General features: G+C 66.5%; 14 protein-coding genes and 1 pseudogene. 10 read left to right on the forward strand and 5 right to left on the reverse strand.

The genetic code is table 11. The features are described 5' to 3' along the window. Nucleotides 1–14 precede the first annotated feature (14 nt). From AC5RT3_RS14600 to AC5RT3_RS14620, 5 genes and pseudogenes are all read left to right on the forward strand, one after another. Complete coding sequence (locus AC5RT3_RS14600) at nucleotides 15–473, forward strand: SRPBCC family protein (RefSeq protein WP_494124526.1); 459 nt, start codon at nucleotides 15–17, stop codon at nucleotides 471–473. Nucleotides 474–606: 133 nt separating this feature from the next. Then, nucleotides 607–786: pseudogene (locus AC5RT3_RS14605) on the forward strand (pentapeptide repeat-containing protein); the annotation flags it as partial. A 121-nt stretch (nucleotides 787–907) separates the two neighbouring features. Beyond that, nucleotides 908–2,134, forward strand: a complete 1,227-nt coding sequence (locus AC5RT3_RS14610; protein WP_494124527.1) for a thiolase family protein — start codon at nucleotides 908–910, stop codon at nucleotides 2,132–2,134. Further along, nucleotides 2,134–2,961: an enoyl-CoA hydratase/isomerase family protein gene (locus tag AC5RT3_RS14615; RefSeq protein ID WP_494010025.1), complete on the forward strand. Its 828-nt coding sequence runs from the start codon at nucleotides 2,134–2,136 to the stop codon at nucleotides 2,959–2,961. The genes AC5RT3_RS14610 and AC5RT3_RS14615 overlap by 1 nt, the downstream gene beginning before the upstream one ends. Then, nucleotides 2,958–3,830: a 3-hydroxyacyl-CoA dehydrogenase family protein gene (locus tag AC5RT3_RS14620; RefSeq protein WP_494010026.1), complete on the forward strand. Its 873-nt coding sequence runs from the start codon at nucleotides 2,958–2,960 to the stop codon at nucleotides 3,828–3,830. The genes AC5RT3_RS14615 and AC5RT3_RS14620 overlap by 4 nt, the downstream gene beginning before the upstream one ends. Nucleotides 3,831–3,851: 21 nt before the next feature. Here the strand turns inward: AC5RT3_RS14620 and AC5RT3_RS14625 are convergent, their stop codons facing one another. After that, a complete protein-coding gene (locus tag AC5RT3_RS14625) occupies nucleotides 3,852–4,085 on the reverse strand; it encodes a DUF6480 family protein (protein ID WP_494010027.1) in 234 nt (77 codons plus the stop codon). A gap of 76 nt (nucleotides 4,086–4,161) precedes the next feature. On the opposite strand from AC5RT3_RS14625, the gene AC5RT3_RS14630 reads away from it, so the two are divergent. After that, nucleotides 4,162–4,770 carry a GNAT family N-acetyltransferase gene (locus AC5RT3_RS14630; RefSeq protein ID WP_494124528.1) on the forward strand — a complete coding sequence of 203 codons (609 nt, stop codon included), beginning with the start codon at nucleotides 4,162–4,164 and terminating at the stop codon, nucleotides 4,768–4,770. A gap of 310 nt (nucleotides 4,771–5,080) precedes the next feature. Here the strand turns inward: AC5RT3_RS14630 and AC5RT3_RS14635 are convergent, their stop codons facing one another. Further along, nucleotides 5,081–5,428: a hypothetical protein gene (locus AC5RT3_RS14635; protein WP_494124529.1), complete on the reverse strand. Its 348-nt coding sequence runs from the start codon at nucleotides 5,426–5,428 to the stop codon at nucleotides 5,081–5,083. A gap of 176 nt (nucleotides 5,429–5,604) precedes the next feature. Here AC5RT3_RS14635 and AC5RT3_RS14640 point away from each other — a divergent pair, with 176 nt between their 5' ends. Further along, on the forward strand, nucleotides 5,605–6,303 hold the full coding sequence (locus AC5RT3_RS14640; RefSeq protein WP_494051631.1) for a tyrosine-protein phosphatase: 699 nt from the start codon (nucleotides 5,605–5,607) through the stop codon (nucleotides 6,301–6,303). Further along, the gene (locus AC5RT3_RS14645; protein ID WP_494124530.1) at nucleotides 6,300–8,399 is read left to right on the forward strand and encodes a S1 family peptidase; all 2,100 of its coding nucleotides are present in this window, start codon (nucleotides 6,300–6,302) and stop codon (nucleotides 8,397–8,399) included. Before AC5RT3_RS14640 ends, AC5RT3_RS14645 begins: the two co-directional genes overlap by 4 nt. A gap of 72 nt (nucleotides 8,400–8,471) precedes the next feature. Here AC5RT3_RS14645 and AC5RT3_RS14650 read toward each other — a convergent pair whose 3' ends face one another. Together AC5RT3_RS14650 and AC5RT3_RS14655 are read right to left on the reverse strand one after the other, a co-directional pair. After that, complete coding sequence (locus AC5RT3_RS14650) at nucleotides 8,472–9,179, reverse strand: DUF4397 domain-containing protein (RefSeq protein ID WP_494124531.1); 708 nt, start codon at nucleotides 9,177–9,179, stop codon at nucleotides 8,472–8,474. A gap of 121 nt (nucleotides 9,180–9,300) precedes the next feature. Beyond that, nucleotides 9,301–9,753 (reverse strand): PaaI family thioesterase, encoded by a 453-nt coding sequence (locus AC5RT3_RS14655; protein ID WP_494124532.1) that lies wholly within the window; start codon nucleotides 9,751–9,753, stop codon nucleotides 9,301–9,303. 121 nt (nucleotides 9,754–9,874) lie between these two features. Here AC5RT3_RS14655 and paaZ point away from each other — a divergent pair, with 121 nt between their 5' ends. Together paaZ and AC5RT3_RS14665 are read left to right on the forward strand one after the other, a co-directional pair. Next, the gene (gene paaZ, locus AC5RT3_RS14660) at nucleotides 9,875–11,986 is read left to right on the forward strand and encodes a phenylacetic acid degradation bifunctional protein PaaZ (RefSeq protein ID WP_494051627.1); all 2,112 of its coding nucleotides are present in this window, start codon (nucleotides 9,875–9,877) and stop codon (nucleotides 11,984–11,986) included. Between the two features lie 210 nt (nucleotides 11,987–12,196). Next, nucleotides 12,197–12,604 carry a VOC family protein gene (locus AC5RT3_RS14665; RefSeq protein ID WP_494124533.1) on the forward strand — a complete coding sequence of 136 codons (408 nt, stop codon included), beginning with the start codon at nucleotides 12,197–12,199 and terminating at the stop codon, nucleotides 12,602–12,604. 71 nt (nucleotides 12,605–12,675) lie between these two features. Here the strand turns inward: AC5RT3_RS14665 and AC5RT3_RS14670 are convergent. Then, nucleotides 12,676–13,637: IS3 family transposase (locus AC5RT3_RS14670; protein WP_494053876.1), on the reverse strand; the 962-nt coding region annotated here is incomplete at its 5' end.

A 13,637-nucleotide genomic window follows, 5' to 3' on the forward strand; every position in this document is an offset into this window, starting at 1 on the left:
CTAGGCTCGGAACCATGGAACAAACCACCACGCTCACCCAGCACATCCAGGCCGCCCCGGAGAAGGTGTGGTCTGTCATCACGGACATCCCGGGCTCGGCGGCGACACTGTCCGGCGTGGAGGCGGTCCAGCTCCTCACGGACGGCCCGTACGGCGAGGGAACCCGGTGGAAGGAAACCCGGAAGATGTTCGGCCGGTCGGAAACCGTGGAGATGTGGGTGGACCAGGTGGATCCGCCCCGCAACACCACGGTGAAGGCCGTCCAAGGCGGTGCGGATTACAGCACGCGGTTCAACCTTGCTCCGCGGGACGGCGGAACGGACCTCACAGTCACGTTCGGGGCAGAGGTTGCCAAGCCCACTGCCGCAAGCCGCATCATGATGGCGCTTTTCGGAAAGATGGGCCTGGCGGCCACGCGCAAAGCCTTGGCCAAGGACCTGGCGGAGATCGCAGCGAAGGCTGAGTCGCTGTAGTGGCGGACGCCCGGCCCGCAGCCCGGAAGAAGCCGGGCCAGGGGGTCGCGGCGCCCCGGCTTTCACAGGTGGTGCCGGCGGACCTTTCGGACGAGCCTGCGCCGGAGTTCGTGCGCGGCGGGAAATACGACGGCGCTGCACCATCGGCACCCTTGACTTAACCGGTGTCAGGCTCAAGGATTTCGACCTCCGGGGCACCGATTTCCGTGGCATCGGCGAACTGGGCAGCGTCGCCGGAATGGTGGTCGACGATTACCAGCCGGGACTCCTGGCGCCGCTCCTGGCTGCGCACCTCGGCATCACCATCCTCTAGCTGGAGGTACGCAACGGCAGCCCTGCCGTGTACTATTTACAGAACGAACGGTCGGTAAGTGGAGGATTCCGCGATGCCGGATGCCGATGACAGTGCTGTTTATCGCATGAAGGGTGTTTCCATGGCTGCAACCGCAGGTCCGCAGGCTTTCCTTGTTGGCGGGGTCCGAACGCCAGTAGGCAAATACGGCGGCGCGCTCTCGTCCGTCCGCCCCGATGACCTTGCCGCTTTGGTAGTCCGGGAAGCCGTAAACCGGGCGGGCCTGGACCCGGACAGCATTGACGAGGTCATCCTGGGCAACGCCAACGGCGCGGGCGAAGAAAACCGGAACGTGGCCCGGATGGCAACCCTGCTGGCCGGGCTGCCGCTCCACATTCCCGGAATCACGGTCAACAGGCTGTGCTCCTCGGGCCTGAGTGCCATCATCCAGGCCAGCCACATGATCAAGGCCGGTGCCGCGGACATCGTGATCGCCGGCGGCGTGGAGTCCATGAGCCGGGCACCATGGGTGCAGGAGAAGCCCGCCGCCGCCTTCGCCAAGCCGGGCCAGATCTTCGACACCTCCATCGGTTGGCGCTTCGCCAATCCGCATTTCCAGCACGGTGCCCTGTCCCGCGACGGCAAGATGACGTACTCCATGCCGGAAACCGCGGAAGAGGTGGCCAGGGTGGACAACATCTCCCGTGAGGACGCCGACGCCTTCGCCGTCCGCTCGCACGAGCGGTCCCTCGCAGCCATCAAAGCCGGCCGGTTCAAGGACGAGATCGTCCCCGTCACGGTGAAGACCCGCAAATCGGAAAGTGTGGTGGACACCGACGAAGGCCCGCGGCCGGGAACCACCATGGATGTCCTCGCCGGGCTGAAGCCGGTGGCGCATGGCGGCACGGTGGTCACCGCCGGCAACTCCTCATCCTTGAACGACGGCGCCTCCGCGATCATCGTGGCCTCGGAGGCCGCCATCGAACGGCTGGGCCTGACGCCCCGGGCACGCATCATCGACGGCGCCTCGGCCGGCTGCGAGCCGGAGATCATGGGCATCGGACCGGTTCCCGCCACCCAGAAAGTCCTGAAGCGCAGCGGCCTCAGCGTGGGCGACCTTGCAACCGTCGAACTTAACGAAGCCTTCGCCACGCAGTCCCTTGCCTGCATCCGCCGGCTGGGCCTCGAGCCGGACATTGTCAACAACGACGGCGGCGCCATAGCCCTGGGGCACCCGCTCGGTTCCAGCGGTGCCAGGATTGCGATCACCCTGCTGGGCCGGATGGAACGCGAGGACGCCCGGATTGGCCTCGCCACCATGTGCATCGGCGTGGGCCAGGGCACGGCAATGCTGCTGGAGAAGGTCTGATGCCCGGCGCCGTGGACCTGGCCGCGGAAAAGTTTCACGCCCTCCTGGTGGAGGAACGCAGCGACCGGGTGGTGGTGCTGCTCAACAGGCCGGAGGTGCGGAACGCCATCGACCAGCAGATGGTGGACGAACTGCACACCGTCTGCACCGCGTTGGAACAGAACCCCAAAATCCTGATTATCGCCGGCGTGGAGGGCGTCTTCGCCTCCGGGGCGGACATTGCACAGCTCCGGGAGCGCCGCCGGGACGACGCACTGCAGGGAATCAACTCCACCATCTTCGTCCGGATCGCCAAGCTGCCCATGCCGGTGATCGCGGCCCTGGACGGGTACTGCCTGGGTGGTGGGGCGGAACTGGCATACGCGGCCGATTTCCGGATCGGCACGCCGGCCGTGCGGATTGGCAATCCCGAAAGCGGGCTGGGGATCCTCGCCGCAGCCGGTGCCAGCTGGCGGCTCAAAGAGCTGGTGGGGGAGCCGGTGGCCAAGCAGATCCTGCTGGCCGGGCGGGTCCTTGGCGCCGATGAGGCGCTGGCAGTCAACCTCATCACCGAAATTCATGAGCCGGACGGCCTGCTGGACGCAGCCCACCACCTCGCGGATGGGATCGGGCGGCAGGACCCGCTGGCGGTCCGCATCACCAAGTCCGTGTTCCATGCCCCGGCCGAGGCCCACCCCCTGATCGACCAGCTGGCCCAGGGGATCCTGTTCGAATCTGAGGCGAAGTTCGAGCGCATGCAGAAATTCCTGGACAGGAACGCCGCCAAGAAGGCCGGCAGGGAATCCGGCCTGGAAGCCGGCAGCGAAACCGGAAAGAAGGACCGATGACCAACCCCAAACTCGCACCCGGACTTCCCTCACACGTCGGTGTCCTAGGCGGCGGCCGCATGGGCGCCGGCATCGCGCACGCCTTCCTGGTCAAGGGCGCCGACGTGCTGGTGATCGAGCGCGACGAGCCGTCCGCCGAGGCAGCCCGAGAACGGATCGAGGCGGCCGCGGCCAAAAGCATTGAACGCGGCGCCACTGACGCCAGCCTGGACGAGATGGTGTCCCGGCTGGCTGTGGGCGTGGACTACGACGCCTTCACCGGCCGGCAGCTGGTGGTGGAGGCCGTGCCGGAGGACTGGGACCTGAAGGTCACCGCCCTGCGCGGCATTGAGGAGCGGCTGGGCGACGACGCGTACCTCGCCTCCAACACCTCGTCCCTGTCCGTCAACGGGCTGGCCGGCGAGCTGAAGCGGCCGGAGAACTTCCTGGGCCTGCACTTCTTCAACCCGGTCCCGGCGTCCACCCTCATCGAAGTGGTGCTGGGGGAGCGCACATCACCCGGACTCGCGCGAGCGGCCAAGGGGTGGGTGGAGGCACTCGGCAAAACCGCCGTCGTTGTCAATGACGCCCCCGGATTCGCGTCCTCCCGCCTCGGGGTCGCCATCGCGCTGGAGGCGATGCGCATGGTGGAAGAGGGCGTCGCCTCGCCGGAGGACATCGACGCCGCCATGGTCCTGGGCTACAAGCACCCCACGGGGCCGCTTCGGACCACCGACATTGTGGGGCTGGATGTCCGGCTGGGGATTGCTGAGTACCTGCACTCCACCCTGGGGGAGCGGTTCGCGCCGCCGCAGATCCTCAAGGACAAGGTGGCCCGCGGTGAACTGGGACGCAAGGCCGGCAAGGGCTTCTTCGACTGGTCCCGCTAGGACGGCGCTTTAGGCGCTTGCCTAGTCGAAGAACCCGACGATATAGCCGATGAAGTAGAGCAGGGACAGCAGGACCACGATCCCGATGATCGCGATCCACAGGAACTGGGTGCTCTTCTTGGTCCCGTGCTCGTCGTGCCCCTGCGGGCCGGCGGTGGAGGCTTCGCCGGGCGGGGTCTCTCCCGGCGGCACGCCGCCGCCGGGCTCCAGGCCTGTGATCCTGTCGTCCTCCGGGTCCGGATTTGTTCCTGACACGTCAACTCCCTTTTGCTCGCCGTCCTGGTGCTGTCCCAGCGTAACCGGCACCGATGAGGGGGCCTAGGCTGGTGCAGTGACTTTCCTAGAACCCCTTACCCTGACCGGCCGCCATGTAATCCTGGAGCCGCTGGTCGAGGAGCACCACGACGGCCTGGTTGCTGCGGCAACCGACGGTGAGCTGTGGAAGCTCTGGTATACCTCGGTGCCCGCGCCGGAGGAAATGGCCGACGAGATCGGGCGCCGCCTGGCGCTGCAGGATGAGGGCTCGATGCTGCCGTTCACCACCCGGCTGATCGACCCCGCCACCGGGGGTCCAGGCAGGATCATCGGGATGACCACGTATATGAATATCGACGCCGGCACGCCTCGGGTGGAGATCGGCTCCACCTGGAACGCGGCGTCAGCCCAGGGCACGGGCACCAATCCGGACTCCAAGCTGCTGCTGCTCCGGCACGCGTTCGAGACCATCGGCTGCCCGGCCGTCGAGTTCCGCACGCACTGGCTCAACCACCAGTCGCGCGAGGCGATCGCGCGGCTGGGTGCCAAGCAGGACGGCGTGCTGCGGAACCATTCCCGGACCCGCGACGGCATCCTCCGGGACACAGTGGTGTTCTCCATCCTTGAGCACGAATGGCCCATGGTCCGCGCCGGGCTGGAGCACAGGCTCGCCCGGCGCGGGTAGGCGGTCTGGAACAAAGGACTACGGTCGTGCCAGCTGCCGCAGGTTTACTGAAGACAACAAAGCCTCCGCGTATTGGGCGTGGCCAGTCGGGTTCGGGTGGAAGCTGCGGGGATCAAAGTGCAGAACTCCATTCTCATCGACGAACGCGGCAAAGAAGATCCAGGGATCGGCAGTATTGGCTTCATGTCCCGCAAACCTCGCCGTGACGTCGACATATCGCGCGTTTGCCCCGTACAGCGCACTCGCGGTTGCCACAGCCGAAGCAATCGTAGTGTTCAGCGCTGCCGTGCCAAGGTTGACAAGGTTCTGGTTATCGACGGGAATGATGGGTGCGCTGGTCCTCCACGCTGGTGACGCCGTCCCATGTGGGTTCCGTCAGGAGAGCGCCGTGGCACGCCTCGTTGTCCACAAGCTCGACAGGGTTTGTGCGGTCCACGATGTCCACGTAGCCGCCCGGAGTCTGATCGCAAGGAAAGGTTTGGGCGAAGGTGCCCGCTCCGGTGCCAGCAGTATACGAATCACCGAGGGCAACGTAATCGACGTCGCGCACGGGGGGAGCCGCCGTGGCCGGCACGGCTGCGGAGCCCAGGGCCATGGCCAGGGCGGCGAGGCCGGCCGCAAAAGCTGATTGTCGCCGTCGTACTGGTGCAATTCCCAACGAAGTTCTCCTTTGAACACCGCCTCAAGCACAAGCGTGTAGGTGTACGTTTCGCCCGGCGCGGGCGGGCGTCATCAGCGTGCGGCCCGCAATTTCCCTAATTCTTCCCCAATCGTGACGTGCGTCTCCTGTGACTGGTGTGATTAGCTGGCCGGGTGACGAAAACGGGCAGGTCCATGGATTGGGACGGTGCTGTCAACGCGTGGCACGTGGCCGGCGGCGTTTACCGGATGGGACGCCGCGAATGGCTGACGGAGGCGGGATGGCAGCAGGCGTTCGACGACGGCGTCCGCACCGTCGTCGACCTTCGCAATGCCGCGGAGGCGCGCCGCCGGGACACCGATCCTCTGGTGTCGGACGGCGCATGGCACGGCATGGCCGTCGTCTCGGCACCCACCGAAGAACCCGGCCACCCCCGCTTCACCGAACTGTGCGGTCCCTACCTCAACGATCCCGCCTTCTATGCGGACAACGCCCGCATCTTCCCCGCAAAGCTGGTGGGCGTCTTCCGGGCGCTCGCGGCAGGGGCGGAACGCGGCGGGGTGATCCTGCACTGCGCCGCCGGACGCGACCGCAGCGGCATGGTGGCCGCCATGGTGCAGGACCTGGCGGGGGACACGGACCAGGACATCGCCGAGGGTTACCGCCTCGCCGCCCGCGGCATCAATGAGCGCTACCGGACCCACGGTCCCCCGCATGACCGGGAACGCTACCTGGACGACGCCGAACTGGCACCACTGCTCGAGCGGCGCGGGGCCGCCGTGGTGGAGTTCGTCCGTACCCTGGACACCCGGGGCTACCTGCTACGGAACGGCCTCAGCACCGACGAACTCGACGCCGTGCTGTCCCTGTGCGGGATGGGAGTGGCCCGATGAGGGCGGCCCGCCTGCCCCGGTTCCTGTCCCTTGGGGCCGTCGCCGGGGTGCTGGCGTCCTCCGCCTACGTGACTGCTCCTGCATGGGCGGCGGACCAGGCTCCAGAGGCTCCCGGGGTCGCGGTACCCGACGGCGGCCCCGTCCTTTCGGAAGCGGCGCTCGCCGAAGCGGTGCAGCGGGATCTCGGCCTCACCCCGGAGCAGTTCGCCGCGGCTGGGGAGCTTGGTTCCCGGGCGGCTGCTGCGGCCGTGCAGCTCCGCGACGTCCCGGGCTACGTGGGCACCAGGCTGGAAGACGGCCGGATCGTGGTGACAGGGTCCGGCGCCGAGCTGCTGGCAAAAGTGGCCGGGCTCGCTGTTCAAATACCGGAACTGGTGGTGGAGGCACCGGCGCCCGAAGCCAGGCTGGCGGATCCTGGCGCCGCAGCTGCCCCTGGCGAAGGGGCGGAACTGGCCGTCAGCACCGAACAGCTGTTCCAGGCCTACGTGCGCGAGGTCGGCCCGGAAGGACTCCAGGCTGTGCTGGCGTCCGGCGGGAAATTCGTGATCCGCACCGGCGGCGTCAACACGCCCGAGTCAACCGAGAGGACTGGCACAGCAGCCGTTCCGGCCCGCGCCGGAAAGGTGTCGCCCGCCGAGTTCGTGGCCAAGTACGCCAACGTGGAGCTCGACGGCGGCGCCTCGCTTGCGCCCGAAGCGGACGTTCCCGGGGGAGTGGGCTACATCGCCGACACCGGCTGGGTCTGCTCCACGGGCTTCTCCGCCTTCGACCCCGCAGGCCTGCCCGCTGTTCTCTCCGCCGGGCACTGTGCCTCCGATGGTGCGGCGAAATCCGCAACCCTGCATTTCCTCGGCGAATCTGCCGGCCTGCTGGGTGACTTTGGCTTCAGCCAGTACGGCGGCCCGGGCAACTCGAGGGTCCTGGACCCCAACACCGCCACCGGCCCGGGCGGCACGGCTCTGACTGACCCCGGGAATGTGGGCACCGACATCTCCGTCATCGAGTCCCTGCGCACCGACGTGGACCCGCTGCCGGCAGCCAGCACGTGGGGTCACCCCGCCGAGCCGGGCCCGGACGTCAAGATCATCGGCAGCGCAGACCCCGTGCCGGGAATGCCGGTGTGCCGCTCGGGACGGACGTCTTTCTGGTCCTGCGGGACCATCGATGCGGTGGGGATCTTCGTTGTCCCCGGCCATGGCTACGCAACGGACCCCACCGACTTGCGGGCCTTCCGCGGTTTCCTGTCCTACGCCGTGCAGTCCAGTGGCGGTGACTCCGGCGGCCCCTACGTCAGCGGCAATTACGCAGTGGGGACGCATGCTGCCGGCGACACCCCGGATGAGAACGGCAACGTCGTCCAGAACATGGCCATTGCGGTGACCCTTAGCGAGGGCCTAGCTGTCCTGCCGGGTTACCAGCTGGAAGTCTTCCTCAACAGACCTGCCGTCACCAGCCCCGCGCCCGGCGGCACCTTCGAAGCGGGGCAGTCGGTCAGCGGCACTGTTCCCGCCGCACCGGCTTCCGCCGTGGCTGCCGGGTCAACAGTCCGGATCACCCTGGACGGCGAAGATCCCTTCGAGGTTCCGGTGGACAGCGCCGGAAACTGGAGCTTCACGGCCCCTGAAAGCATCCCCGGGGGCAGCGGAAAGCTGCGGTTCACCGCCGAGACGGTCAACGGGTTCAGTGTTTCCGGCACCAGCAGTTTCGAGTTTGGGGGTGTACCGGAAGAGCCGCCCGCACCTCCGGCACCGGCTGAACCGCCCGCGCCTCCGGTGCCAGTCGAACCGGCAGCAATGGTGCCTGCTCCCGCGCCCACCGGAACGGCACCCGCCAGCACGGCCCCGGCTGGCCCGGCTCCTGTCCCCCCGTCGGATTCCCCGGATGGCGGCGCCGCCGTCGTACCTTCCCCGACCGGGACGCCGCCCGCCGGCCTGGCCGATACATCGGGCCGGTACACTGCGGGCTCCACTGGCGGGCTCGCCTACACCGGCACCAGCGCACTCCTTCCGGCGGCAGGCGCGGCGTTGGCGGCGCTCGCCGTCGGCATCCTCCTGACAGTCCTGGTCCGCCGGCGGAACCGGCGCCGCGTCCCCTAGTTTCGAATGGGCGGGGACGCCTGTGGCCCCGCCCATGTGGCCAGCCATCGGGGCGGGACCCTGTGCCCGCGGTCAGCGGTGACCGTGCCACCTGTCGTCGCCGTCAACCACCTGCACGGCCGTGGCCAGGGTGCCGTCGGCCAGGCTTCCCCAGGCATAGACGATGGTGTTCGTCCCGCCTGCAACGGTGATATCAGCCGGGCCGATCACCGGAGCGGTGGTTCCTGCCGCGGCTACCGCAGCTGAGACCGTGCCGGCCCTCAGCTTCAGCACAGCTTCATCGGGATTCGTGAGGCCTTGGATAACGGGCTCGCCGTTAGCCAGCACGTCGACGGCGGGAGCTGCGGCCACGTGCCTGACCGTCAGTTTGCCTTTCCTGTCGTTGCGCAGGCCCTTGGTGCTGTTTTCGAACAGCGAAGCCGTGGGGGCGCCCTCGGCGCTGAGGTGGGCCACGGCTGTGTAGTTGCCGCCCTCGTCGAGCTGCACATTCACAGGCCCGATCACCGGGTTCTTGGCGGACGTGGCATCGGCGGCAGTCACGGCGATCTGGTAGTCGCCGGCAGCCAGTTCCAGCGGCCCTGCCAGGGTGCCGGGAGCGAAGTCATCAAGCGTAAGGTTCCCGTTCACCCACACGTCCACCGTCAGGCCCGGAACACCATGGAGGACGGACAGCAACGCGCCGTCATCCTCGTGGTGCCAAGCGCCGGCCTGGGCGGGAGCGGCGAAGGCCAACGAGGCGGCCAGGGAAAGTGCTCCGGCGGCGTAACCCATTCTGCGCATGTCAAACTCCTTCAAGGATGCCCGGCAGCCCGGGCTGTTTGTGCTTACGCGCTTAATACCGGGGAAGTGCAGTCTTTGGATGCACCGTGGGGTAGTTTTTCCTGGCTAGTGCTTGTGGCGGCTAGTGCTTGTGGCGCCGCATCAGCAGGTTGGTGATGCGGAGCGTGCAGAGCCGCTGGCCGATCTCGTTGGTGATCAGCACCTCGTGCGTAGTGAGCGTGCCGCCGAGGTGGATGGGCGTGGCGGTGATGGTGACCAGCCCTTCCCGGGCGGACCGGTGGTGCGTGGCGGAAACATCTACGCCCACCGCCGTCTTGCCCATCGTGCTGGCGTGGATCACGGCGGCCCAGGAGCCCACCGCCTCGCCCACGGCCAGCGAGGCCCCACCGTGGAGCAGTCCGAATGACTGCCTGTTGCCATCCACCGGCATGGTGGCCACAACGCGCTCCACTGACTCCTCCACGATCTTCACCCCCATCTTCTCGTCCAGCTCGCCGAGGGTGATCTTCCACAGCTCATGCTCTGTGGGGGAGTGGTCCTGCGTCTCGGCGGAATTCGGAACAGGGATGCTCATGGGAGTCTCCTTCGGTGTTGCCGGACGGCACATTCATGTATGGTTCTTATATTACCGAACGGACGGTCAGTAATCATCGACCGCCTTTCTGCCCCCCCTTGTTGGAAGGACCCCGTCAACGATGACCACCACAGCCACAGCTCCCCAGGCCACGGTCGACACCGTGGAGACAGTGCCCAGCTTCATCCAGGATGCCTGGTGGACCCCCGACGCCGGCACCTCTTCCTCCGCAGTCCCGGTCCGTGACGCGAGCACCGGGGAGATCCTGGCCAAGGTGAGCACCGAGGGGCTGGACCTGCAGGCCGTGGTGGACTACGGCCGCGGCACCGGCCAGGAAGAACTGGGTAAGCTCACCTTCCACCAGCGTGCGCTCAAACTCAAGGAGCTCGCTCAGTACCTGCACGCCCGGCGCGAGCACTTCTACAACTTCTCCTTCCAGACCGGCGCCACCAAGATCGATTCCATGGTGGACATCGACGGCGGCATCGGCGTCCTGTTCACCTTCGGCTCCAAGGGCCGGCGCGAGCTGCCCAACTCGCAGGTGGTGGTGGACGGGCCCATGGAGGTGCTTTCGAAGGACGGCTCCTTCGCCGGCGAGCACATCTACACCCGCATCCCAGGTGTCGCCGTGCAGATCAACGCCTTCAACTTTCCGGTTTGGGGCATGCTCGAAAAGTTCGCCCCCGCGTTCCTCGCCGGGGTTCCCACCATCGTCAAGCCCGCCACCCCCACCGGCTATGTTGCCGCGGCTGTGGTCAAGGCCATCGTCGAATCCAACATCCTGCCGAAGGGCTCGCTGCAGCTGATCTCTGGCTCAGTCCGCGGCCTGCTGGACGTGCTGGATTACCGCGATTACGTCTCCTTCACCGGCTCGGCCTCCACTGCCCTGTCCCTGAAGTCCCACCCGAACGTGGTCCAGGGCGGCGTCCGGTTCACTTCCGAAACCGACTCCCTGAACGCGGCCATCCTCGGGCCCGACGCCGTGGAGGGCACCCCGGAATTCGATGCCTTCGTGAAGTCCGTGGTCACCGAAATGACCGTCAAGGCGGGCCAGAAGTGCACCGCCATCCGCCGGACCATCGTCCCGGAGGCGCTGGTGCCCGCCGTCGTGTCCGCCATCGGCAAGCGGGTCCAGGAGCGCGTGGTGCTCGGCGACCCCCGCGGCGAAGGCGTCACCATGGGCGCCCTGGCCTCCGTGGAGCAGCTCCAGGACGTGCGCGCCGCCGTGCAGTCCATGCTCGACGCCGGCGGCGAGCTTGCGTACGGAACACTGGATTCGCCGTCGGTCACCACCGCCGACGGCACCTCTGCGGTGGTGGAGGAAGGTGCCTTCATGTCTCCCGTCGTGCTCAGCTGGAACGATCCGGAAGCGGAGGCGCTGCACTCCCTGGAGGCCTTCGGCCCCGTTTCGTCGGTGATCGGCTACAAGGACCTGGCCGACGCCGTCCGGCTCGCGGCCCGGGGCAGCGGCTCCCTGGTGGCCACCGTCTGCACCAACGATCCCGCCGTGGCGCGGGAACTGGTAACGGGAATTGCCGCCCATCACGGCCGCGTGCTGATGCTCAACCGCGAGGACGCACGGTCCTCCACCGGCCACGGATCGCCCGTACCGCACCTGGTCCACGGCGGGCCCGGCCGCGCCGGCGGCGGCGAGGAACTGGGCGGCATCCGCTCCGTGATGCACCATATGCAGCGCACGGCCATCCAGGGCTCGCCGAACATGCTTACGGCCGTCACCGGCATCTGGCACGCCGGGGCGGACCGCAACTTCACCGTGGAAACCGAAGGGACCCACCCGTTCCGGAAGCCGCTGGAGACGCTGCGGATCGGCGACGCCGTCCGGTCCGACCTGCGGCAGGTCACCCTGGAGGACATCACCGCCTTCGCCAACAGCACCGGCGACACCTTCTACGCCCACACCAACCAGGAAGCCGCCGAAGCCAATCCGTTCTTCCCGGGCATCGTTGCCCACGGCTACCTGCTGCTCAGCTGGGCCGCCGGTTTGTTCGTGGAACCAGCGCCGGGCCCGGTGCTGGCCAACTACGGGCTGGAGAACCTGCGCTTCATCACCCCGGTGGCTGCCGGCGACTCCATCCGGGTCACCCTCACCGCCAAGAAGATCACCCCGCGCGAGACGGACGAGTACGGCGAGGTGGCCTGGGACGCCGTCCTGACCAACCAGAACGACGAGATCGTGGCCACCTACGACGTCCTCACCCTCGTCGAAAAGTAACCCACCCCCGGACGCTCTCTCACTCCCTGCGGCTTTTTCCCGTACGCTCTCGCACTTCCTGCGGTTTTTCCCAACGCCGCTCACCCGGGATGAGAGAGCGTTTGGGGTTTGGGCTCTAAAGGTGAGAGAGCGTTTGGGGTTTGGGCGCCAAAAGTGGAAGAGCGTTTTTGGGGGTGGGGGCGTAAAATTCTGCCCGTAGGAGGTGGCCACATGACCCTAAGAATGAAATCAGCCACAACCATCCTGCCAGTCGATGATGCAGCCCGCGCCCACAGTTTCTACACCGAGAAACTTGGACTCCCGCACCGCGGTATGACAGACGATGGAAGCGAAATACTGGGCATCGACGGCGGCGCCATGCTGCAGCTGATGCCGGTCAGGGACGGCAAGCACTCGGAACACACGGCCCTCAGCTTCGAGGTCACGGACATCGAGCAAACTGTCCGCGAGATGGAGTCCATGGGCGTCCAGTTCCAGGATTATGACCTGCCCAACCTGAAGACCGAGAACCACATCTGCACTACGGGCTCGGAGAAGAGCGCTTGGTTCATGGACACCGAGCACAACATCCTCTGCGTCCACGAGAACCTGGGCGACAAAATGGAGTACCAGCTCTAGGCATCACAAAAGACGCAGGGGCGCCCCGGAAATGAACTGGTCCCCGAAAGTTGGACTGGGTAAGTAAGAGCCTAAGCCGCGAGGGCCTGAGCACGGTATTGCACCGGGCTCAGGCCCTCGAGCTTTGTCGAGATTCTTTCGTTGTTGTACCAGCGGATGTACTCGTTCAGTGCCATCGTGAGTGCGTCGGAGTTAAGGAAGCGAACGCGGTGGAACAGTTCTTCTTTGAGGTGCCCGAAGAAGTTCTCCATTACGGCGTTGTCGTAGCAATTGGCTTTGCGGGACATCGATTGGACGGCGCCGGCGCTTTCCAGGAGAGCCCGCCAGGAAGCGTGCTGGTATTGAAACCCTTGATCCGAATGCACGAGCGGCTGCTGACCGGGCTCAAGGCAGCTGAGGGCCTGGCGTAGTGAAGCGTTAGTGAGCTCCAGGTTCGGGGACGAGCTGATGGTGTGAGAGATGATCTGCCGGTCGAAGAGGTCCATAACCGGTGAGAGGTAGAGTTTCCGGTCCCCGACCCTGAACTCGGTCACATCTGTCACCCACTTCCGGTTGGGGCCATCGGCGTCAAACTCCCGATTCAGGACGTTCGGAGCAACTTTCCCCTGATCACCCTTGTAGGAGCTGTAGCGCTTCTTCCGCCGGACTTTGCAGACGAGCCGCATCGCACGCATGAGTTTCAGGACTGTCTTCTTGGCGATTGTCCATCCTTGCTTGACCAGCTCTGCGTGGATACGCCGGTGTCCGTACCGGCCATGGTTCCTCTCGAAAATGTCCATGAGCTCGGCCTTGAGCGCCTCCCGGGGGTCGGGTGCCAGGAGACGTGCCTGGTGGTAGAAGAATGTTGACCTGGCAAGACCCGTGATCTGAAACAGTACCGGGAGGGGAAAGTCAGCCTTGAGAGCGATGAGGGCTTGAACCTTCACCGTCGTTCCTGCGCCCTCAAGGCCCGCAATTTTCCCAGGTAAGCCACTTCCGCCCGCAAGCGCTCGTTCTCCCGGCGAAGTCGTTCCAGTTCGGGTAGCTCCCCTGG

This window comes from Arthrobacter sp. Y3221159 (genome assembly GCF_059089885.1).

What these genes read in the sequence shown, in the direction of transcription:
- AC5RT3_RS14600 (WP_494124526.1), top strand. Translation starts at nt 15, where the DNA reads ATGGAACAAACCACCACGCTCACCCAGCACATCCAGGCCGCCCCGGAG.
- AC5RT3_RS14610 (WP_494124527.1), top strand. Translation starts at nt 908, where the DNA reads ATGGCTGCAACCGCAGGTCCGCAGGCTTTCCTTGTTGGCGGGGTCCGA.
- AC5RT3_RS14615 (WP_494010025.1), top strand. Translation starts at nt 2,134, where the DNA reads ATGCCCGGCGCCGTGGACCTGGCCGCGGAAAAGTTTCACGCCCTCCTG.
- AC5RT3_RS14620 (WP_494010026.1), top strand. Translation starts at nt 2,958, where the DNA reads ATGACCAACCCCAAACTCGCACCCGGACTTCCCTCACACGTCGGTGTC.
- AC5RT3_RS14640 (WP_494051631.1), top strand. Translation starts at nt 5,605, where the DNA reads ATGGATTGGGACGGTGCTGTCAACGCGTGGCACGTGGCCGGCGGCGTT.
- AC5RT3_RS14645 (WP_494124530.1), top strand. Translation starts at nt 6,300, where the DNA reads ATGAGGGCGGCCCGCCTGCCCCGGTTCCTGTCCCTTGGGGCCGTCGCC.
- AC5RT3_RS14650 (WP_494124531.1), bottom strand. Translation starts at nt 9,179, where the DNA reads ATGCGCAGAATGGGTTACGCCGCCGGAGCACTTTCCCTGGCCGCCTCG.
- AC5RT3_RS14655 (WP_494124532.1), bottom strand. Translation starts at nt 9,753, where the DNA reads ATGAGCATCCCTGTTCCGAATTCCGCCGAGACGCAGGACCACTCCCCC.
- paaZ (WP_494051627.1), top strand. Translation starts at nt 9,875, where the DNA reads ATGACCACCACAGCCACAGCTCCCCAGGCCACGGTCGACACCGTGGAG.
- AC5RT3_RS14665 (WP_494124533.1), top strand. Translation starts at nt 12,197, where the DNA reads ATGACCCTAAGAATGAAATCAGCCACAACCATCCTGCCAGTCGATGAT.